Below are 19,901 nucleotides of genomic sequence, written 5' to 3'. Positions count from 1 at the left end.
TAAAAACATGGCAACAGTAGGACAAAAACTATATGTGAATCAGGATGTAGATTCCGTGGAATATTATGATGCTCCAAGCATTAGCAGTCGCAGTTATTGGGCAGGTTATGGTGCTTATTTAGGAGAAGTAACCAAGGAGAACGTAGCAGGTGTTTCGGATAGCCACACCTTTATGGAGGTGGAGAAAGACGGAGATAAGTTCTATGTTATTTTTAACACCAAAGACTTCTATCTTTCGGATACAGCAGTTACTAACACCTCAACAGGTACTACATCAACGAATACCACTACCAAGAAAAGCTTTTTAGACAAAGCCTTAGATTTATCTAAATCATTGTTTGATTTTCTGGGCAAAGCAAAAACAACTGGAGTTGGTACAACACCTACGAATGTTGATAAAAATTCATCAGGTACATCAGATGAAGGCACAACACCAGACCCCCAACAATCGACCAGTCCAGTACTTGACTTTTTAAAGAAAAATTGGTTCTGGTTTTTACCGACTATTATTTTGATACCTTTTCTGATTTACCTAGCCATCAAAAAGTTAAGTAAACCAAAGATGACCACTTTAAATAACCCGATGTAATGGCTGAAATGATAGAGAGAAAAATAGCCTACATTGATACCACAGGGCATGTAAGCTATGAAAGATTAAAAGAAATTGCGGCAGCCGCCCAAACACAAATTAACCGTGATGTGGCTCCGCATTGGGGATATGAAGCTACTGTTAATGCTTACCGGTATGTAGAAGACATTCCAAGCGACTTTTGGCCAGTCTCCATTGTGAATGCCATTCCAGAAAGGACGGGCATTAATGGTACTCACTCATTTACAGGTACTGGGGATGCTAGAAGACCTTACGGAAAAGTCATTTATCAAAACTGGACGAACTTTGATTTTACCGAAAGTAGGTTTACCAAGGTGATGCTTGAAGAGACCATTGAAATGGGTAACAATCCATTTTTAGAAAATCGTATTCAAGGGCAAGACCCACAGTATGCCGACAAGACCGTAACTTTTTTAGTGGAACTGGGCGACCCCACGAACCGACTAGATATTGGGTATTATATCAATGATGTGTTTGTGCCTAACTTTATTTATCCTTCCTATTTTAATGCTATCCATGTCGAGGGGACTAAATATGACCATTTGGGTTTAATCACTAGACCTTATAGCATTGAAGATGGAGGTTATCAAATCTTTCAAAGGGCTCAACAGTGGTATAATGCCTTAAAGATTAAAGGCAAGTTATATTTTGTAAAACAGGGAGATGCTTTACCCGAAACAGCTAATCAGTCCAATCCACTTATTTACTGGGTCATTGGCATTTTGTATGCGATAATCATCCTGATAGTACTCTTTAAAAACTTCTTTCAAAAAAATAAAAGATAATGGCAGCAATTACCAAAGACACCGAATGTTATGCTAAATTACCTGGTGAAACCAGAATTTATGAAACAACCGATTTTCCACAAACCAAACATTTTGTACAATCATTTTATGGGGATGATGATGGGGCTGCAACACCAAGAACTGATATGATTTATCTAATTGGTGATTTATTTGGTACTGCCATGGGAGAAGTTGTCGTCGATCATGGAGAAGAATATCAATTAATCAGTGGAGATGTTACGGTTAGAGACGTTGGTTCCCCAATTTTTATGTTTAGGGGTGCTGGTACCTATCGCACTGAAAAAAGACCTTTATATGTAAAGTCTTCAGATATTTCAATTGATAAGCAACTTGCAGGAGAACAAAAATATCAGCGAGAAAATAAGGATAAAATTGCAAAGGAGTTAGAAGCTAAGAAGAAACAAGATTTAATAGATTCATTATCTAACAATAATTCTTCTCCTCAAACAGGCAATCAAGCTGGAACAGGAACAGGCTTAAATATTACTTCAATCATTGTAATAGTGTTTTCCTTCCTAGGGTTGATTATTGGAGGCGTTCTTTGGTGGAAGGGTAAACAAAATAAGAAGGCACAAAGTATTCAGAATACCAATACACCTTTAAACAATACTAGCAATGGGTCTATTTAATAAATCAAGTAATAGTACAGCAGATACAGGTTCAAGTACTGGGACAACCCCAACCACAACCTCTCCTAAAACTACTGAGACCACCACAGGTACAACAGAAAGTCAATCTGGCGGTAGTTTTTTAGATGTCATTTCAGGGATATTTGGAGGAAGTACGAGTGCTGGGTCTAGTAGAGCTAATACTGGTTCAGGTGACCCTGTGACGAGTATTGTATCCAGTATTTCGAATGTAGCTTCCGCTTGGATAAATGGAGATGCGAAAAAAGAAGTCGCAAAGCTTCAAATCGAAGCCAATAAGTTGACCGCTGAAGCAGAAGCCAGTAAAGCAGACCAAGCATTATATGCAGCACTCAAGGCAAAAGCTGACACTAAAACCAATGAGGCAACGCAGTTAGCCAACCGTGTAAAATCTGAGAATATAACCAATTGGCTGATTGTAGGTTCAGTATTGCTGTTAGCATTTGGCATATTGTATTTAGTATTTAAAGCAGTTTTTGGATGGACTAGGAGTACAATCAAGCAAGGAAATCCAAATGCTTCTAACCAAACAATCCAACCAATGTAATGGTATCTTTTGACCCTATATCGTTAGTCGTAGAAGGTATTTCACAGCTCGCTATTTTTTTCATTGATGATCATACCAAAAATCAACTAGAAGAAAGTAGGAAGAAAGCTGAAATATATGCTCAAGAAGCTGAGGAGAGCAAGGAAGATGCCATTTTATATCAATTATACTTAGTAAAAGCCAAAAAGCAACAAGAGCAAACGACCTTGTTGACTAAGCAAGCACTAACGAAAAATGCAAGTGTCGTATATACACTATGGTTTGTGTTTTTGCTAGCCATGCTAGTGCTTTTTTTAGCCTTTAAAATGGCTTTTGGATGGTTTAAAAAATCAGTATAAAACAATGAATAAGAGAAATATCATCATTTTTATCATCGGTATTGTGACAGTACTAGGAGGTTTTTTCTGTTTTTTTTATAATTACCTCAGGAAGAACATAAGCACGAATGCACCGCAAACAGGGAATATCGCTCAAGTTTCAGATAGTGGATTATCTGAAAAAGTACAATCATTGGACTCTGAACTAAATTCAATTGAAGATAGGATAGAGGGTTTAGAAGGTCTTTCGGATGAAGTGTTAGGAGAAAAAGTGCAGCAGTTAGATGCAACTTTGGATGCCATAGAAGAGAGACTAGATGATTTAGAATATGTTCCAATGGCTATTAGTGCATTCACCAACAATGTGAATACTATTGAAAAAGGAAGTACCATTACTAGTATCACGTTTAACTATACCACCAATAAAACCCCTACCAGTTTAAGCATCAACAATGGAATTGGTACTGTAAATGGAACAACAGTTACTAAAGCGGTTAATATTTCTAATAGTACCGTGTTTGAGTTAACAGCTACGGATGGCAAGACCACTGTAAAAGCTACCACAGGTGTCAACTTTATCAATCGAATATTCTGGGGAGTTCTTGATGCGAGTACTCAACCCACTAATGAACAGATTATTTCACTACCAAATAGCGTATTGAGTGGCAACAGAGTAAGGAATTTTACACTTGCTGGTCAAAGTAAGTATCCCGCTTACTGTTATCCTTCAAGTCTAGGAGCTGCAAACTATAAGGTTGGTGGATTTGCTTATAACGCTTTCAATAGGTACACAATGGATGTGACAAATTCAAGTGGATTTACAGAATCCTATTTTGTTGATGTCTTTACACAAAATCAATCAGGTTCAATTACGATAGAAATTTCATAAAAATGGCTATAAACACAAAAGGAACAAAAATTCCAGCCAGATTGGCTTCGGATGATGAGTTTCCATACTTAGAAGATAACGATGTGCTTGGTGGTTATCAGGTCGTTGCCACCATTGCAGACAGGGATAACATCATACTAAGTAAAAGAAAAGCTTACATGCAGGTTAAAGTACAAGCAACTAATCTTATCTACGAGCTTGGTACGGACTTAACAACATGGAGCGAAGGCAAAAAGCTTACAAAGAATGATTATTCTGACACAGATAAGACACTTTTATCCACCTTCAATACTTCAAACGTTATCGACAAGCATTTTTTCGATAAAAGTTTTTGTGTTTCAGATTTCCGTAAAGAAATATATGCTCATCAGGCTTATTGTGTAACGGTAGGACAATATCTCTACACGGTATATATGTGCAATGAAGGTGGTTATGATGCCAATGGTAATTGGGTAGGTACAGCAGAAGGGGAAAAATACCAAATCATCCGAATGTCAAAAACGCATTTAATTGATAATCGTGATATTACTTTCTTCACTGTTGCCACAGAAACATCCAGTTGGCCAGATAATAATTTAACCCTAAAATTTAGACCTCAAAGCCAAAATATTTTAGTGATTGATGCTAATACGATACGTGTCTTCTTTATTGCACTGACAAATTTTGGTTTTAGCACTTTATGCTACATAGATTTTAATGTTAGCACAGCCACCTTTGGTAATGCCAATAGGTGCAGAATGTTTTTTAAAGGCAGTAATGTATGGCAATACGCTGACCTGCCATTAATTTATGACCATTTTGCTTGGGTACTAGCTGGAAGACCTGCTGCTGATGTTAGCTACCCTAGTAACCCAATTAGCTATACTGTACAGGATATATACATAGGAGACTTTTTTAGAGCATTCAATAATGCCATATTTTGTATCATGACGGTTGGTTCTGGAATTGATAAAAACATTGGTTCAATTTTCATGAAAACCGTGGACAATGGAGCAAATTGGCAACTGTTTGCTTGCTTTAATCCCATGTTATTGCCCGGTACGAATGGTGTTGATAAGAAAAGTCTTTGGGAAGGAACAATCAATGAAACACCAACCGATTATGTAGTATTACTTAGAGGTTCTCCACAGACAACACCCACCAACCCAGCGGCAGGGACTTGGAGGTGTGTAATTCCGAAAAATGATTTATTCACGACTAGTTTGCCTACCAAAATTTCTGACTTGAATAATGAAAAAATGCACATGTTCAAGGCAAACAACAAATATTATGTGATACTTCGTGAAGATGACAGATACCAAGGACCCAACTATACAGTACGAACACTTCACGGTATTTATCTCTGCAATGCAGACTTTTCAACACTCACTAGAGTGTTGGGTGTGGCAAATAGCAATGGGGCACATACGTTTGGTTCAACGATTTTTGGTGATTTAGTTGCTTTGGTGTACTCAACCAGTGATTTAAGATTAGCACAGATTAGAAATGGCGTTCCAAGCTGGCAGAATACAAGTAATATCAGGTGTTTACTCATGTCTTTTGCAAATCTTTTTTAAAAATTTAAAGCCAAAAAAATGGAAAACGTAATCGTAGTAAACCCACAAGCTATAAAAGTAAATTATTCGGTGCAAGTTATGGCTAAAGACCTATATGTGTTAGGATGGGATTTTGAGAGTAGTATTCAAAATGTAATGGATACGCAAGGAATACCCTATAATTATGCCAAAATACGCATACTATCCCGTTCAGTGAGGTTGTATTTTGAAACAAATGAAGATGGCGAAACTTCATTCTTCTGGTATTTTGCCATTGATGAAGCAGTACGAAATGATACAGGTTTTGCGAATGCTCCTGTTGAAGACCTGCTAACGTTAGTGAATAATGGTTTGTATATATTGAACTCAATCATAGATTATACCAAGGATGCACAAGGTCAATATTGTAGTTTTTTAATATCATAATAAGCTATTAAGATGAAAAAAGTCCTCTTGTTTTTTACTATTATACTGATTCAACTAGGATGCGTAACCGAAAGAAAAGCTCGGTTACGTGCCATTGAATTTTACAGGGAGCATCCATCTGAATTGGCTCAGACCTGTGCGGATAAGTTTCCTATCAATGCTCAGTATATACCGGGCATAACGATTACTCGTAAAGATTCAATCATTCAAAGAGGAATTGTGCTGAATTGTCCCGAAACGATTCATCCTGATACCAAGCAATCTTACATTCCTAAGGTAAACTGTCCAGACCAAAAGATTATTTATATCAATCAAGTTCGGGTAGATACCCTTAAAGTTGAAAACAAAGCAAGAATAGAGCAATATCAATTAGAGAAACAGGAAATTACTAATCGTTTAGTAGTCGCTAATTCGGCATATCAAACAGCTAAGGAAACCTCACAACAACGCCTTTATATCATCATTATTCTTGCAGTGTTACTTTGCTTAGCACTTTTCCTTAGGCTCAAACAACTATTTTAATGAAATTAACCCTCAAGAGAATTATAAAAACAGACAAAAGCACCATTGGCGAACTGTACGTCGATGGTACTTTTGAATGTTACACCTTAGAGGATATTGATAGAAATTTAAGTAGTTTAATGAGCCTTGAGCAAATTAAGGCTATCAAGGTTTATGGTAAAACTGCTATCCCACGAGGTACATATCAACTAGTAATTCAACAATCGACCTCTAATGGGAAACGCTATTTTTATTTAAAAGATGTAAAAGGTTACTCTGGCGTACGTATCGAATGGGGCAATACTCAGATGGATACATTAGGGTGCATTTTGGTTGGCACTACCTACGATACAGACAAGGTTTCTAACTCGGTAGTCGCCTATAATGCATTGGTCAAAAAAATGAATCTTACCAAAGGACATACGATAACAATTGTAGATAACGAAGCCGTTTCAAGTTGGTATGTATTAGGAGCAAGTATTGTCCTGATTGCTTTTCTATTCAGAGCAACTATCCTTAATTTTTTTAAAAAACGATTCAACCAGCATGGATAATTATTTTAGTAAGCCAACCAGCAAAGACTATATCAAAAAAACTGTAGCCATTCATACAGAAGATACATTTTACCAGATTTGTAAACAGTATATTCCAAATGCTGTCAAGCAAACGGCTAAGATTGCACCTACTTTATTGAATAAGAAAAGTACAGCAAACACCGCAAAAAACATCTTTGATTTTGTTAAGACGTATATTAAGTATCGTGCGGATAAAAAAGGCTTTGAAGAAATCAAATTACCCAATAAATTGTGGGCAGATAAAAAAGGAGATTGTGATGATTTTACTATTTTTTGTTCATCAATTTTGTGTAATTTGCGAGTAAATCACATCGTTAGGATGGCTGATTATGGCAAAGGATGGCAACATATCTATGTTGTAGTAGGCAAAACCGTTTTAGACCCTGTACAAGACACATTCAATTTTGAGGACAAAGGGAAATATCTTGACTATAAATTCGATTTTGAAGGATTAGGTAAATTACCTGTAAGCCTTTTCTCCGCTCGTGAAAAGTTTATGATGGAGCTTTGGAAAAGCTTCCAAAAAGATGGGGTAGTTTATCATAAACAAACAGAGACCAACACCTTGCCTACGGTAAATGTTGAAAGCTTAGTGGGGTATTTGAAAGACAAACTGGGCGTAATCGCTACTTATTTACCTGCCGAAGAAAAAGAAGTCAGATTTGGAGGAAGAACCGATACCGTAAAATTTGCAGAACGGATTAGGGTCAACTTAGAGAATACAACCGTCACTTTTGACCCTACAACCATCTCTCTTTTGGTGATAAAAATTGCAGGGAACGAAGCGTTAAAACCGCTAAAGACAACAGGAACAGCAGGTTTTCAGCCTGATAATGCTGAAGTCATGAATCTTTTTAAAGATTTTATTAAAAAGAATGATGGGATTACAGATGTGATATTTACTGGAGTGAATTTTTCTGAACACGGAATCGCTTCAACAAATGGGTATTCAGTTTTATATTTTAATGCCAACACTGACACTAGAGGTACTTTTTTGATGACAGGAGAACGTATTGAATCTAAACAAGCATATCCTGATTATTTAAAAGTCATTGAAAAAAATGCAGACCATAGTGTAACATTAACAACTACGTTAAAGGAGTTCGATACTTTCTTTCAATCAGCCTATAGATTGTCAAATTATGGTGATAAAACTTCTAAACCAATCATTCTTAGGTCGGGACATAAGCCTTATGAATATGAAATTAATACTGAAAACATAACTTATGATGTTAAAAAGAAGGAATTGGTCGTTCAGGAGTTTAAGACAAAATTAGTTTCCAAAACATCTTTTGAACCCTTCATGGTTTTTATAGAAGGCAATTTTTTTAAGCATATTTTAAAGCTGTTAGGCAAACTACAGGTCAAAGACTTTACACTGAGTATTTCAACAATGACCGACGGAGTACGACCAATTATCTTAAAATGTGATACCAGGTATGGAGAATTAATTTATTTGCTACAACCTCTGAATCGCATTGATAACACTAAAATGACTCTGCTAACAAGAGCAAGTGATTTTAGAAAGCAACTTATTTCATACAAACAAGCACTTCAACATATTTGAAAAATGGGCTATACAGGTAGTAAATACAATCCAAGGCTAACGGCCTCTGAAGTAACCAAAATGGTTAAACAGGAGATTCAAGCCAAGTATCCTGATGCTGAAGTATCAGTTAGTAAAAATAGATATTCAGGGGGATGGTCACTTAATGTTGAGATTAAGGATTGTGGTTTTAATCCTTATGAACCTGACTATGATGGATGGGATGCACAATGGTTTGAAAAAAACCCTGATAGTAAAAGCTTTTTAAATACCCAAGCTCAGGCATTCATCGAAAGTTGTAAAGCCATTATTGCTGACTATAATTACAATCATTCCGATGTATCAAGTGATTATTTTGATGTAGGGTTTTACAGTAGCGTAGCACTTATGGGTTGGAGCCATATCTTACTGTTTTTGAAGGAAAGTAGCTATGCAGATTATCTAAAGAGGAACTATCCAGAATACATAAACTGGGTAAATAAAAGACTAGAGGCTAAAGCAAAACACTCAAGCTGGAAAACATATCTATTAAAGCTAAACGAACCCTTACAAAAACTATGAATTGGAAACAAGTGCTATTAGGGTTTAAGCAGCAATTAACTAATCTCACCTTCAAAGAATCCTATCTTGAAAGTATTACAGAAAGGTTTTTAAGAGGAGATAAACTCTATAAGATTTCGCTAGAAAAGCAAGCCAAGCAATTCGGAATTACCAATGTAAGAGAGGTAAAGGAACAAACAGAATATGCCTTGGTTTGTATTTATCGAAACTTGGCTCACGATGAGACTAAAATAATTGAAGAACGGTTTGAATCGATCATTGATTTTTACAAGCGACAAGTAAATTTATCCTTACGAACCAGTACCTCAGTTTTATTACAACAATACAGTACTCCAGCACCAATTGCTTACCTGATGGGCCTTTATTGTGGAATCAACAAACCCCATAAAAGTAGTCTGTATTTAGAACCCAGTGCAGGCAATGGCTTACTCACTATCGCAGGATATACGGAACATTTTGAGGTCAATAAACTAGATGATATTAGGGTAACTAATCTTCAAAGAGATAGCTACAAAAGCATTACCCAGCAAGATTCATCCAAACTTGATTTTTTTAGAGACAAAGTAAAAAAATACGATGCCATCATCACTAATCCTCCTTTTGGAGCATTAGCAAAGTATGAGTACCAATCCTTTGATGGCTATACGATAAAAGACCTTGACCATGTGATGGCAATCCTAGCATTATCAGCCATGAAAGATACTGGTAAAGCAACTATCATCATCGGAGGTCATACAAATTATGATGAAGTGGGAAGAATACAAGCAGGGAAAAATCGCATATTCCTGAATTACTTATACAGTCATTATCATGTAGAAGATGTCATTAACATCAATGGAGATTTATACAGCAGAATGGGGACATCATTTAATATCAGATTGATTCTAATCAATGGTCGTAAAAGTACCGTATCAGGATTTGCACCACTCAAAAATGAAACAATAGCTAACCAAATCAATACATTTCAAGCACTATATCAAAGAATTATTTCATGAAACAATCCATGTTATTCAACGGCTTAGGCGTACCTTATCAACCTCTTAGTCAATCAAAATCATTACAAGTAGATACCCCAGATTCAATGGGCGGAGAAACAATCAAAGCCCTTAAAAACCTAAAAGCTATCATTGGCAATGTAGATGATTTTTTGTGTAAAAAGTTACAGTACTCTAACAAACAAGCCTTATACAATGCCTTTGCTGCTGAACAAATTGATGCCATTGCCCTAGCCATTTACAACATTGAATACCGAAATCAAGGGCTAATTATCGGTGACCAAACAGGTGTTGGTAAAGGACGAGTAGCAGCTGGTCTTATTCGTTATGCCATTGCACAAGGAATCCTCCCCATTTTTATTACCGAAAAACCAAATTTGTTCAGTGATATTTACCGTGATTTAATTGATATTGGTTTAGAGGATGCCTCACAACCCTTAAAAATTAAGCAAAACGAAACCAAAAAGCTTATCAAATACAAGCCCTACTCCAAGCTCTCTGAAGAAGAAAAAGAAGTCTATGGAAATGAGACCGATTATAAATTATTTCAGGAACAAAATCCTTATGAAGTAGTAGTTGGCTACACCGAAAACAACAACCGTGACCTTACCAAAGGGAGTCATGTAATTCCCTATATTCTAAACGCACGGGCTAGTGCATCGGATGTAAAAGATACCGAAGGGAATATCTTGTATCAAGCCGCTGACCCTATTTTACAAAAGCAGGTACTTGAAAAAATGAAGTTACCGGCTGGTTATGACTTTGTCATGCTAACGTATTCACAAATACAAACTGGCAACTCTATAGTAGCTGGAGCATTACAACTTTCACCCAAGGCAACATTTCTTAAAAAGATAGCACAGAATAATTTAGTGATTTTAGATGAGTCGCATAATGCCTCTGGTGAGAGTATCCGTGGTATGGCTTTGCAAATGGTACTCAAGAATGCTTATGTAGCTTTTTTGTCAGCGACCTTTGCCAAGCGACCAGACAATATGCCCATCTATGCCTTAAAAACGGCTATTTCGGAAGCTAATCTTACATCCACAGAACTCTCAGAAGCCATCAATAAAGGGGGTGTAGCCCTACAGGAAGTTGTATCCTCACAACTCGTGAGCCAAGGGCAAATGATTCGTCGGGAAAGAAGTTTTGATGGCATTGAGGTGAATTATATTACTTTGGAGGAAAACGGAGGCAATGGAGTAAAAGTCAAAGATAAATTTGAAAAGATGTATCAAGACTTTTATTGTACATTGGAGAATTCCAAGGCAGATAAAAAGAAATCTGATGCAGTTACCGAAGTGATTCGAGCCATAATTGATTTTCAGGAAAGGTACATCATGCCAGAGGTAAAGGCACTGGATAAATTTGCCGCTGAAAGTCAAGGAGAAGTTGAAATAAGAAAAGGAACTAGAGGAGCTGGTGTGGATAGTACGCCTTACTTTTCAAAATTGTTCAATGTCTTTAATCAATTACTGTTTGCCATCAAGGCTGAGGCGGTAGCCGATAGGGCCATCATGCGACTAAAACAAGGAAAGAAACCCGTGATTGCTTTTTCATCTACTATGGGCAGTTTTATTGAATCCATTGCCAATGAATCTGGCGGAGAGGATTTTGAGGAAAATAGTTTAATCAATGCAGACTTTACAACAGTACTCTTGAAAGGCTTAAAAGGCGTATTAAGATATACCGTTATTCGTTCAGATGGTGAAAGAGAACACAGATCCTTTGACATCAATCAATTTTCAGAAGAAGCTATTTCGACATACAAGTTTATTGAAAACATGATTAAGACCACCTCTTCAGGTGTTGTACTATCACCCATAGATTTGGTGAAGATGCGTATTGAAAACGCAGGATACAAAGTCGCTGAAGTAACAGGTAGAAAGTTAGCCGTTGAATTGGAGCAAAAGGTACTCTCTCATTCAGAAGCAGCTAAATTAATGCGAACTGGAGGGGATAATTTTAACAATGGGTTAACAGTCATACCTGACCTTGTTAAAAAGTTTATGCCGAGCTTTCAACAAAAGGTAGTAAGTAGTTCGGATGAATTTATTGATATTGTAGAGCAGCTAGAAAAGCAAATAAAGGCTCTTCCCAAAATAGGGCATTATTCAGCAGCTTTTAGAAAAGCAAAAGATAAAGCGAATTGGATAAATCCAAAGGAAGTTATAATGGCTCACCTGCATTATTTTTATGCTGGTTCAGATTGGTATATCTCAGAATTTGATGGTAAAGATAGATTGTATGGATATGCGGTACTTAATGGAGATACTGAAAATGCAGAATTTGGATACGTTTCTTTAAAAGAACTCACATCGACAGTTACCAACAATCGTTATGGAGGAATAGAATTAGATTTTCATTGGACACCTCAAACTATCCGAAAAGCACTAGATGAGCCAGATAGAGGATTGGGTAGAAGAAAAAACGAAAGCAAAAAAAATATCAAAAGCAAAAGCGGACTAGGGAAGGTTGAAGCCCCAACCTTACGTTGGGTAGGTAGAATAGTCAAGCGACCTAAAGAAAATGCGACGGATGCTTTTCGCAGATTCAACGACAACGAAGTTGATGTATTAATGATCAATCAAAGTGGTTCGACAGGTGCTTCAGCTCATGCCATACCAACCAAGAAAGTACCAGCTAGTCAAGTGAAACAGCGTGTGATGATTGTATTACAGTCGGAATTAGACATTAATACGGAAGTACAAAAGCTAGGTAGAATCAAACGTACTGGTGAAATCTTAAAACCCATGTATGATTATGTAACGAGTTCAATTCCCGCAGAAAAGCGATTAATGATGATGCTTCAAAAGAAGCTAAAATCACTCGATGCCAATACAGCCAGTAATCAAAGAAACTCTGAATCCATCCTTAAGTCAGCTGATTTTCTCAATAAATATGGAGATGAAGTAGTAGCACAGTATTTACAGGAAAATAAAACTCTAAATACAAGAATTGGTTCTCCCTTAAATATAATTGACGGTGATAAAGCTGTACCTGAAAATGCTGCTCAGAAAGTTACTGGTCGAATTGCCTTGTTGAAATGTGCTGACCAAGATAAATTCTATAATGAAGTACTGGACTTATACCGAACAGCCATAGAAATAAAGCTTGAATCGGGGGATTATGACTTAGAAGTGCAAGTAGTCGATTTACAAGCCAATACAATTGACAAAAAAGTACTAGTTCAAGGAAAAGGCGGTAAATCACCTTTCAGCACATCAACTTTTGTAGAAAGATGCGATGTACGGGAAATCAAAAAGCCTTATACGGTAGATGAGCTTGAGAAAATCATCAAAAGAGAACTAGGTGATAATAGTCCAGAAAGTTATGCAGAAACGTTAGCAAGTGTTTGCAAAACGAAACTTCTTCAAATCAAAGACCAACGGGTAAAAGACATTCAGCAGCAGTATAGAGAAAGAAGAGAAAAACTACCCAATAGAAAGGACATCAAAAAAATCGAAGATTCAGCAATTAAAGCTTCAGCAATGCAAGACGCTTTAAATGCACTGAATACCGAGGAGCAAAAGGATATTGAAATCGAAACCAATAACTTCCAAAAGCAAATCAATTATTTTAATGATAATATTTTTAGGTTTTTTAAAATAGGGATGGTTATCCAACTTCCAGATATTGAGACAGCACCACATCAAGGTAATACGCTTGGTATTTTTACAGGCTTTCAAATCAACGAAAAGAAAGATAATCCGTTTACACCTGGCAACATCAAATTAAAGTTTGCGATTGCTTCAGGGAAAAGAAGTAGAACATACAACCTTTCTGGAGAAGGCTTAAAATGGGTCAATGGGATAAAATCAATTTCAAGAAGTCCTTCGATTGTCAACATCAACAACTCCTTTGAAAGATGGAAAGAAGCATCCAAACAGAATTATTCAGAAAGAACAATTCGATACATTTTGACAGGTAATTTACTGCAAGCATTTGGTAGTCCGTTGATTGCTGAGTACAAATTAAAGTTGATTGAATACACAACCATTACTGGTGAAATAAGGAAAGGTATTTTGATGCCTGAGTACTATGATGCAGGCAAAAATAGTAATGGAAGTTCAGAAAGTTCGGTAGCCATTCCTATCGGAAACTCCTTGCAGGTAATTAGAGGTGTTTACAGAAATACCATATTAACGACGAGTGTGGGCATGACTATCCAAAAGATGTCGGATTACTATTTATTTCTTTTACCCATCAAAAGCAAAATGAGCGAAATCTATTTAGATGCTTCGCTAAGGAATCTTGCGATAGACAGAGAATTTATCAAGCAAGGCAGTGCCTTTAAGGCAAAGGTTGTGGATAGTAATTTGCCTAAATTCTTAGAAATCCTTCAACAGAATTATAGCCTATCCTTAGTAGTAACCGAGCGAAACTTAAAAATGACTGGGTATGAATTTGAAGATAGCAATTCAACTGAAAGCAATGATTCAAAAAAGCCATTGCCAAGGAAAATTACTTTTAAGAATGAGATTTTGGCTTTTAAGCTCAAGTTGACACAACTCTAGTATCCCAATCAATTATCAGATGAATACTTCTTTTGAGAGAACAAAGCAAAATGAAGATTGGCTAACGCCACCTTATATTATTAAAGCACTAGGCAGTTTTGACCTTGACCCATGTAGTCCCATCAAACGGCCGTGGGATACAGCTAAAAAGCACTACACCAAAAGGCAAGATGGATTAAAGCAAGATTGGCAAGGTAGGGTTTGGTGCAATCCACCTTACGGGTCGGAAACTTCTAAATGGCTCGAAAAGTGTGCAAAGCACAAAAATGTAATTGCTTTAACTTTTGCAAGGACAGAAACGAAGATGTTTTTTGAATCGGTCTGGAGTAAAGCTTATGCAGTACTATTCATCAAAGGACGATTAAGTTTTTATACAGTAAAGGGAATAGAAGGTGATAGTGCCGGTTCTCCATCGGTATTAATTGCATTCAATAAAAGAAATGCTACAGCTCTTAAAAATTGTGGCATAGCAGGAAAGTTTATTCAACTAAAATAGCAAGCAAACAACATAAAAAAATGATATCAGCAAGTAATTACATGCAGCAAGTTCAAAAAATTCCTTTTGAATCATTGCCCTCAGTCCTTAAAGACTTCGATAAAGTATATCGACCGAACTTTAATGAAGCTAACGACGACCCTAATTTATCAATTGTCATATCGCTTTATTATCAAAAGCTGAATACTTATGTCACCAAGGAGCAACCAGTACAAACCGTAAAATCGGATAATTCAGCAGCTAAACAAAAGTATAAATACCGTCTAAGATTGCAGTTGCAAGAAGAGGCAAGACTATCATTAAAATAATCTCCATACAATGAAAGAAAACATCGCATTCATCAAACAATTTGATGCCAAGAACTTGGCAAAACTAGACAAAGTATCTCAAGAGAATTATCAAATTCTTAAAGAAGATACTGAAAACTTTACTGACTTTTCAATATTTGAAATAGTTCCAGATGCTGAAAAGACCTTAGAATCGTGGGTTAAAACGGTAAAGGGAACGCTTAAAGAGGTTGAACCTTCTAAACCAACACCTGCGAAGGTTGAAAAACAGGAAAGTAAAGTTTCGGCTCCTAGAAAAACGACTGTTAAAAAGGAAGTAGCTAAACCAGAAAAGGTTGCATCAGAAAAGCCTAGCGAGAAGTCGGATAAAAATGAACTGTTAAAGCAAACGCTTAGAGATGAAATGAAGCAGATGCTTGAGCAAGTAAAGAAAAATGCAAAGTTCAAAGATAAAATAGCAAAAGAGTTATCAAAGTACCTTGAAAAGAATCAATCAGGTTTAGGGGCAACCAAAGATGATGAGTTAGCAAAACTAAAAGCCAAGCATAAGTTTTACAAAAAGCTGTTAGAAGGTGATACAGCAGATTTTAAAGCAATTGCCAAACGTGTTGGTTTATCATACACAATTTCAAAACCTAGGAAAAAGAAAGGATTGTCGGGAACTAAGAAAACTAAAAAGGAAAAGACTTTTGGACAGAAAATATCAAGCTTTTTCGGATTTTAAAAAACTATAAATCAACCTAACAAAAATGGGAACAATATTAAATCTTTTCAACATCAAAGCGACTTACAATCGCTATAAGTCAAAGCAATTAGTATATTCTGGCCCCAAATGTCAGATTGTAATTGAGAATCTTGAAATAAAGGGAATCACTTATAGTCAGCAAGACCCGCCATCGCCTGAGGAGATTAAGAATTTACTTAATAGAGCTGTTCGTGAAATGACTGCTCAGGTTAGTGCTGAGTTTGGGTTTTAAATGTATTTTGATGATTAAATAATAAGCTCTCATAAACAAGACTTAATCTGATAGATAATTTTATTCCCTATCTGTCAGATTAAGTCTTGTTTTATTACAATGATTATAGATACCCATTAAAGCGATAATATGATACGAATTATTTTAAATTTTACTATATTCTATTTTCAAGTCAAAATATTATAAATAACGAGAATATTAGTAGCTATTTTGAAACTGTATTTTTTTGTTTTTTAATCTCTTATTCAGTTTAACTTTGGGCTGTTCTTCTTCAAAATCATATGTTAACGTTAAGTTGATAAAATTATCCACTTGAATGAGTTTATCATATTGTTTTTTAAGAGTACTATATTCTACATCCTCTTTATTCACACTTCTTCTATGAATCTGATAATGCCTTAAAAAGTGTCTAATCAAAGGATTGACTGTTTTTTCTTCAATTTGAGTAAAATCATTCGCCTCAATAATAGCTTTGGCTTCATTCCAATAATTACTTTGTTTAAGTTCATAATATTCTTTTTTCCAAATATTGGTATAGCCAAGCTTTTTTTCAAAGACACTTCTGTAAATAATATAAGTCTCAGGCATATAGAGAATTTCATGAAACTCATTCAGATTATTACCAAATGCTCTATGAAAAAAGGATGTATTGTTATCATTTTTCGATGCGGGTGCAACAATTCCTTTGGTTACGTTTAAGATAGATTGGATTGAACGAATAAATTTCTTATTCCAGTATTTCCCAGTATATTCTCTATGTTTAGCATCTTCACCAAATAAAGGTATATATTTCATTGGAAATGAGAATATATCAATATTCAATGTTTTACAAAGATGAATATTAATCTCTAAACGGTTGTATAAGTCTTCAGGGGTATCATTGAAATTATAAAGTATATAGTTTGATAGTTCTTTTATTCCATATTTTTTTGCCAGTTTCACTGCATTTATATATTTGTCTTTCATGCCAATGTAATCAAAAGCTATTCTTAATGGTCTTATTGGAATTTCACTCATTAACCTCATGAACTCGTCAGTTACATACCTTGCATCTGTTCCTTGATTAAAGTCAACATATCGCATTTTGGGAGATTTATTTCTAAATCGCTCATTTAATTCTTTTAGTTCTTCATATGCAGCCAATAAGTTTTCCTTGGTAGTAGTCTCAAAATTTAGTAGTTGATAACTATCAAGAACATTATATGTGAACTGCTTATGTTCTTTTTTTAATCTTGTCAGTAAATCATGGAAAAGTCTAAATGTTCTTTTTATATAAGCACTTTGATTTTTATGATTTATTAAATTTTTAACGGAAATATCAAGCTGGTTTGGCTCAATAAAGGTTGCACCTTTATTGAAGCCCATAGCTTTTATCTCTTCAATGATTTCAGGAAATTTTGGTGATGCGAGAACATTATTATCCATAAGTAATAGATTTTGCTGTTCACCATATAACTCTTTTATTTCATCAAATTTATATTTGGTCTCAATCTTTGGTTTATAAGTAGGTTCTAAAATTGGTACTGAACAAAAAGTACATTTTCTCGTACAACCTTTAGTCATAAAGGTGAAATAAGCACTCTGAGTTGGGTATTGATAATCTATTTCGTCAAGAATTGAATAATCAAGTGGGAGATTATCAATTATAGTTGGGTCTCCTTTATCTAAAATCCCAGGTTTATCTAGTAATCCCTGATGTGGTTTGATACCTGTTTCTTCTTCAAGTTCCTCATGAAGTAAAGAGGCTAAAACCCCACCAATCCAAATTTGCTTTGGATCTTTTACCATTTTTTTTACAAAATGGATGGTTTCAACGGTAATTTTCCAATAAAATGTAAAAAGTGTTGTTACGTAGACTCTATCATAATATGGTTCTCTTTCGTATTCTTTTCTACGAAACTTTTTGGAAAATTCGTCCAATACTTGAATGATAAGTGGAGCATATAAACTTATATCCAAATCTAACATTTCTATATTGTCCTTTTTCCCTGTTCTTATGTATTGTTTAATAAAAAAACCTTTCTGAATCCAGCTAACATTACCATCAATAAAATTCAACTTTTCAAGACAAGTCTCAAATAGTTGTTCAATTATTAAATCTTTTAAATCACCTTTGAAAAATCTCACATCATCACCTAAATTTCGATGATATGTAGCAATTTTCATCAACCCAATAGGTGGATATTTGTTTTTATAATTCGGTTCTATTAATAGTATTTTTCTTTTCATTGTAATGTTTCCCAAAGATTTTTGTAAGCTTTAGTATTCTTGAATAAATGAATGGGATTTATATCTCCATCAATGGCTAGGTCTTTACTAAGTGAAATAGTATTTGATTTATGAAATGAGTTGTTAGCGACTTCGATAAATGGGATATTTAAGGCATCATTTAGTTTTTGTGAATGAACAACACCTCCAGCCCCTCTATTGTTTGTATTTGTTCCAAGTATTGTAAAGAATAAAATTGGATGGTTATTATCACCTAAGTAATAAATGGGGGGTAAAATTTCAGCTACAAAATTATTGTGTGAAAAAAATTGTTGTAAAAAATGAAAAACAAATGCTTTAACAACAAATGGTGATTTTTTTCCTTTAGAAAAACTTTTCAATTGATTCAGGTAATTCTGGATGTCAGTATTTGGAGGTGATGAAACAAAATCATTCAATTCCTGTCCTGAATAGCTACAGTGTACGGTAAGAAACATAATAAACTTCTTATTTGGGAAAGTTATTTGCTCTTGTAAATCTAAAAGACGTTTTATTGCGTCAAACTTATAGGCTTTTTGCAAATTCCCCTTTCTATCTTTATATTCGATTGGGGATGTTACTTGTCCACAAAAGTCAAGATTATAAAGTGTGATAATATTTTGCTGGGTAAATTCTTTTGTTGTAGGTGAGTTATCAAAACCTCTTAAAATAACTTCCTCAATGTATCCGTCAAATACATCAAATGTTGTAAGTTTTTTTTTTCTTTCAAAGGTGCGTAAGGTATCTTCGAGAGCTAAAACTTTGTCTCTATTCTGGTTTGGGTCGGAAGGGTGTGGGTATTCCCTACATTGAAAAGCATATACAGTGTCAATATATTCTAACCATTCTTTTATGTCATATGCATTAATATCAGGAAGACCCAAATAAAGCAATTTTTTTCCCAATACTTGATATATGTAGTCTATAATAGGTTTAGCCCATAAACTACGAATAGTTTCTTTATTCTGTGTATTAAACTTACTCATTTTCAAATTCATCTTTAATTGCAGTTAATAGCTTATAGTATTCAAGTTTTGATATCGAGACGGCTTTTAAAACTTTTTCATCTAAAATTTCAAAAAGTCGTTTTATTTCATTGTTGTAATCAATTCCTAAATCTTTTATAAACTCTGATAGACTTTCATATTCCTTTATTTCTATAGGTTTATCATAAATTGATAACTCCTTAGCCAAAATAGAGCTTGTATCGGTTTTCTTAGTATTATGATTTATTTTTTTTCCCCTTTCTTCTTCAATTTTATTAACTATCTCTTTTTTTAACTTTTCTGCAATTGCTTTAATTTTTAAATATTCTTTCCTTGAATCAGGGTCGTATTTTTTATCTTTATTTTCTAGTTTTTTAATAGAATTATAAAGCTCGCCAATTTTATTGAGAAATACATTTAAATTATATTAATAGGG

At 35.0% G+C, this 19,901-nt stretch carries 21 protein-coding genes; 18 read left to right on the top strand and 3 right to left on the bottom strand.

The window, feature by feature from the left end:
- Positions 1-7 precede the first annotated feature (7 nt).
- The 18 genes from AC07XN_RS10155 to AC07XN_RS10070 are packed head-to-tail and all read left to right on the top strand — an operon-like array spanning position 8 to position 16,232.
- Positions 8-589 (top strand): hypothetical protein, encoded by a 582-nt coding sequence (locus AC07XN_RS10155; protein ID WP_494742973.1) that lies wholly within the window; start codon positions 8-10, stop codon positions 587-589.
- On the top strand, positions 589-1,395 hold the full coding sequence (locus AC07XN_RS10150; RefSeq protein ID WP_494742972.1) for a hypothetical protein: 807 nt from the start codon (positions 589-591) through the stop codon (positions 1,393-1,395). Before AC07XN_RS10155 ends, AC07XN_RS10150 begins: the two co-directional genes overlap by 1 nt.
- Positions 1,395-2,045, top strand: a complete 651-nt coding sequence (locus AC07XN_RS10145) for a hypothetical protein (protein ID WP_494742971.1) — start codon at positions 1,395-1,397, stop codon at positions 2,043-2,045. Before AC07XN_RS10150 ends, AC07XN_RS10145 begins: the two co-directional genes overlap by 1 nt.
- Complete coding sequence (locus AC07XN_RS10140; RefSeq protein WP_494742970.1) at positions 2,032-2,610, top strand: hypothetical protein; 579 nt, start codon at positions 2,032-2,034, stop codon at positions 2,608-2,610. Before AC07XN_RS10145 ends, AC07XN_RS10140 begins: the two co-directional genes overlap by 14 nt.
- Positions 2,610-2,948, top strand: a complete 339-nt coding sequence (locus AC07XN_RS10135; protein ID WP_494742969.1) for a hypothetical protein — start codon at positions 2,610-2,612, stop codon at positions 2,946-2,948. Before AC07XN_RS10140 ends, AC07XN_RS10135 begins: the two co-directional genes overlap by 1 nt.
- Positions 2,949-2,952: 4 nt before the next feature.
- A complete protein-coding gene (locus AC07XN_RS10130; RefSeq protein ID WP_494742968.1) occupies positions 2,953-3,816 on the top strand; it encodes a hypothetical protein in 864 nt (287 codons plus the stop codon).
- A gap of 2 nt (positions 3,817-3,818) precedes the next feature.
- A complete protein-coding gene (locus tag AC07XN_RS10125; protein ID WP_494742967.1) occupies positions 3,819-5,372 on the top strand; it encodes a hypothetical protein in 1,554 nt (517 codons plus the stop codon).
- 18 nt (positions 5,373-5,390) lie between these two features.
- Positions 5,391-5,777, top strand: a complete 387-nt coding sequence (locus AC07XN_RS10120) for a hypothetical protein (RefSeq protein WP_494742966.1) — start codon at positions 5,391-5,393, stop codon at positions 5,775-5,777.
- A 12-nt stretch (positions 5,778-5,789) separates the two neighbouring features.
- A complete protein-coding gene (locus AC07XN_RS10115) occupies positions 5,790-6,299 on the top strand; it encodes a hypothetical protein (RefSeq protein ID WP_494742965.1) in 510 nt (169 codons plus the stop codon).
- Positions 6,299-6,832 (top strand): DUF5675 family protein, encoded by a 534-nt coding sequence (locus tag AC07XN_RS10110; RefSeq protein WP_494742964.1) that lies wholly within the window; start codon positions 6,299-6,301, stop codon positions 6,830-6,832. Before AC07XN_RS10115 ends, AC07XN_RS10110 begins: the two co-directional genes overlap by 1 nt.
- Complete coding sequence (locus AC07XN_RS10105) at positions 6,825-8,420, top strand: transglutaminase-like domain-containing protein (RefSeq protein WP_494742963.1); 1,596 nt, start codon at positions 6,825-6,827, stop codon at positions 8,418-8,420. The genes AC07XN_RS10110 and AC07XN_RS10105 overlap by 8 nt, the downstream gene beginning before the upstream one ends.
- Positions 8,421-8,423: 3 nt before the next feature.
- Complete coding sequence (locus tag AC07XN_RS10100) at positions 8,424-8,960, top strand: hypothetical protein (protein ID WP_494742962.1); 537 nt, start codon at positions 8,424-8,426, stop codon at positions 8,958-8,960.
- Complete coding sequence (locus tag AC07XN_RS10095; protein WP_494742961.1) at positions 8,957-9,955, top strand: hypothetical protein; 999 nt, start codon at positions 8,957-8,959, stop codon at positions 9,953-9,955. The genes AC07XN_RS10100 and AC07XN_RS10095 overlap by 4 nt, the downstream gene beginning before the upstream one ends.
- Positions 9,952-14,472 carry a strawberry notch-like NTP hydrolase domain-containing protein gene (locus tag AC07XN_RS10090; protein ID WP_494742960.1) on the top strand — a complete coding sequence of 1,507 codons (4,521 nt, stop codon included), beginning with the start codon at positions 9,952-9,954 and terminating at the stop codon, positions 14,470-14,472. Before AC07XN_RS10095 ends, AC07XN_RS10090 begins: the two co-directional genes overlap by 4 nt.
- A 19-nt stretch (positions 14,473-14,491) precedes the next feature.
- Positions 14,492-14,968 carry a DNA N-6-adenine-methyltransferase gene (locus AC07XN_RS10085; protein ID WP_494742959.1) on the top strand — a complete coding sequence of 159 codons (477 nt, stop codon included), beginning with the start codon at positions 14,492-14,494 and terminating at the stop codon, positions 14,966-14,968.
- A 41-nt stretch (positions 14,969-15,009) separates the two neighbouring features.
- Positions 15,010-15,276, top strand: a complete 267-nt coding sequence (locus AC07XN_RS10080; RefSeq protein WP_494742958.1) for a hypothetical protein — start codon at positions 15,010-15,012, stop codon at positions 15,274-15,276.
- A gap of 10 nt (positions 15,277-15,286) precedes the next feature.
- Positions 15,287-15,979 carry a hypothetical protein gene (locus tag AC07XN_RS10075; protein WP_494742957.1) on the top strand — a complete coding sequence of 231 codons (693 nt, stop codon included), beginning with the start codon at positions 15,287-15,289 and terminating at the stop codon, positions 15,977-15,979.
- A gap of 25 nt (positions 15,980-16,004) precedes the next feature.
- On the top strand, positions 16,005-16,232 hold the full coding sequence (locus AC07XN_RS10070; RefSeq protein ID WP_494742956.1) for a hypothetical protein: 228 nt from the start codon (positions 16,005-16,007) through the stop codon (positions 16,230-16,232).
- A 198-nt stretch (positions 16,233-16,430) separates the two neighbouring features.
- Here the strand turns inward: AC07XN_RS10070 and AC07XN_RS10065 are convergent, their stop codons facing one another.
- Genes AC07XN_RS10065 through AC07XN_RS10055 form a run of 3 tightly spaced genes read right to left on the bottom strand, consistent with a single transcriptional unit; the run spans position 16,431 to position 19,673 of the window.
- Positions 16,431-18,461, bottom strand: a complete 2,031-nt coding sequence (locus AC07XN_RS10065; RefSeq protein ID WP_494742955.1) for a radical SAM protein — start codon at positions 18,459-18,461, stop codon at positions 16,431-16,433.
- On the bottom strand, positions 18,458-19,465 hold the full coding sequence (locus tag AC07XN_RS10060; RefSeq protein WP_494742954.1) for a hypothetical protein: 1,008 nt from the start codon (positions 19,463-19,465) through the stop codon (positions 18,458-18,460). Before AC07XN_RS10060 ends, AC07XN_RS10065 begins: the two co-directional genes overlap by 4 nt.
- A complete protein-coding gene (locus AC07XN_RS10055) occupies positions 19,458-19,673 on the bottom strand; it encodes a hypothetical protein (RefSeq protein ID WP_494742953.1) in 216 nt (71 codons plus the stop codon). The genes AC07XN_RS10060 and AC07XN_RS10055 overlap by 8 nt, the downstream gene beginning before the upstream one ends.
- Positions 19,674-19,901 lie beyond the last annotated feature (228 nt).

The organism is Arcicella sp. GW458-12-2-14-TSB2 (assembly GCF_059423785.1).
Note: the sequence above shows the minus strand (reverse complement) of the source record. Positions and strands in the feature narration are given on the sequence as shown.

Coding starts and splice junctions, on each gene's coding strand:
- AC07XN_RS10155 (WP_494742973.1), top strand. CDS start 8: ATGGCAACAGTAGGACAAAAACTATATGTGAATCAGGATGTAGATTCC.
- AC07XN_RS10150 (WP_494742972.1), top strand. CDS start 589: ATGGCTGAAATGATAGAGAGAAAAATAGCCTACATTGATACCACAGGG.
- AC07XN_RS10145 (WP_494742971.1), top strand. CDS start 1,395: ATGGCAGCAATTACCAAAGACACCGAATGTTATGCTAAATTACCTGGT.
- AC07XN_RS10140 (WP_494742970.1), top strand. CDS start 2,032: ATGGGTCTATTTAATAAATCAAGTAATAGTACAGCAGATACAGGTTCA.
- AC07XN_RS10135 (WP_494742969.1), top strand. CDS start 2,610: ATGGTATCTTTTGACCCTATATCGTTAGTCGTAGAAGGTATTTCACAG.
- AC07XN_RS10130 (WP_494742968.1), top strand. CDS start 2,953: ATGAATAAGAGAAATATCATCATTTTTATCATCGGTATTGTGACAGTA.
- AC07XN_RS10125 (WP_494742967.1), top strand. CDS start 3,819: ATGGCTATAAACACAAAAGGAACAAAAATTCCAGCCAGATTGGCTTCG.
- AC07XN_RS10120 (WP_494742966.1), top strand. CDS start 5,391: ATGGAAAACGTAATCGTAGTAAACCCACAAGCTATAAAAGTAAATTAT.
- AC07XN_RS10115 (WP_494742965.1), top strand. CDS start 5,790: ATGAAAAAAGTCCTCTTGTTTTTTACTATTATACTGATTCAACTAGGA.
- AC07XN_RS10110 (WP_494742964.1), top strand. CDS start 6,299: ATGAAATTAACCCTCAAGAGAATTATAAAAACAGACAAAAGCACCATT.
- AC07XN_RS10105 (WP_494742963.1), top strand. CDS start 6,825: ATGGATAATTATTTTAGTAAGCCAACCAGCAAAGACTATATCAAAAAA.
- AC07XN_RS10100 (WP_494742962.1), top strand. CDS start 8,424: ATGGGCTATACAGGTAGTAAATACAATCCAAGGCTAACGGCCTCTGAA.
- AC07XN_RS10095 (WP_494742961.1), top strand. CDS start 8,957: ATGAATTGGAAACAAGTGCTATTAGGGTTTAAGCAGCAATTAACTAAT.
- AC07XN_RS10090 (WP_494742960.1), top strand. CDS start 9,952: ATGAAACAATCCATGTTATTCAACGGCTTAGGCGTACCTTATCAACCT.
- AC07XN_RS10085 (WP_494742959.1), top strand. CDS start 14,492: ATGAATACTTCTTTTGAGAGAACAAAGCAAAATGAAGATTGGCTAACG.
- AC07XN_RS10080 (WP_494742958.1), top strand. CDS start 15,010: ATGCAGCAAGTTCAAAAAATTCCTTTTGAATCATTGCCCTCAGTCCTT.
- AC07XN_RS10075 (WP_494742957.1), top strand. CDS start 15,287: ATGAAAGAAAACATCGCATTCATCAAACAATTTGATGCCAAGAACTTG.
- AC07XN_RS10070 (WP_494742956.1), top strand. CDS start 16,005: ATGGGAACAATATTAAATCTTTTCAACATCAAAGCGACTTACAATCGC.
- AC07XN_RS10065 (WP_494742955.1), bottom strand. CDS start 18,461: ATGAAAAGAAAAATACTATTAATAGAACCGAATTATAAAAACAAATAT.
- AC07XN_RS10060 (WP_494742954.1), bottom strand. CDS start 19,465: ATGAGTAAGTTTAATACACAGAATAAAGAAACTATTCGTAGTTTATGG.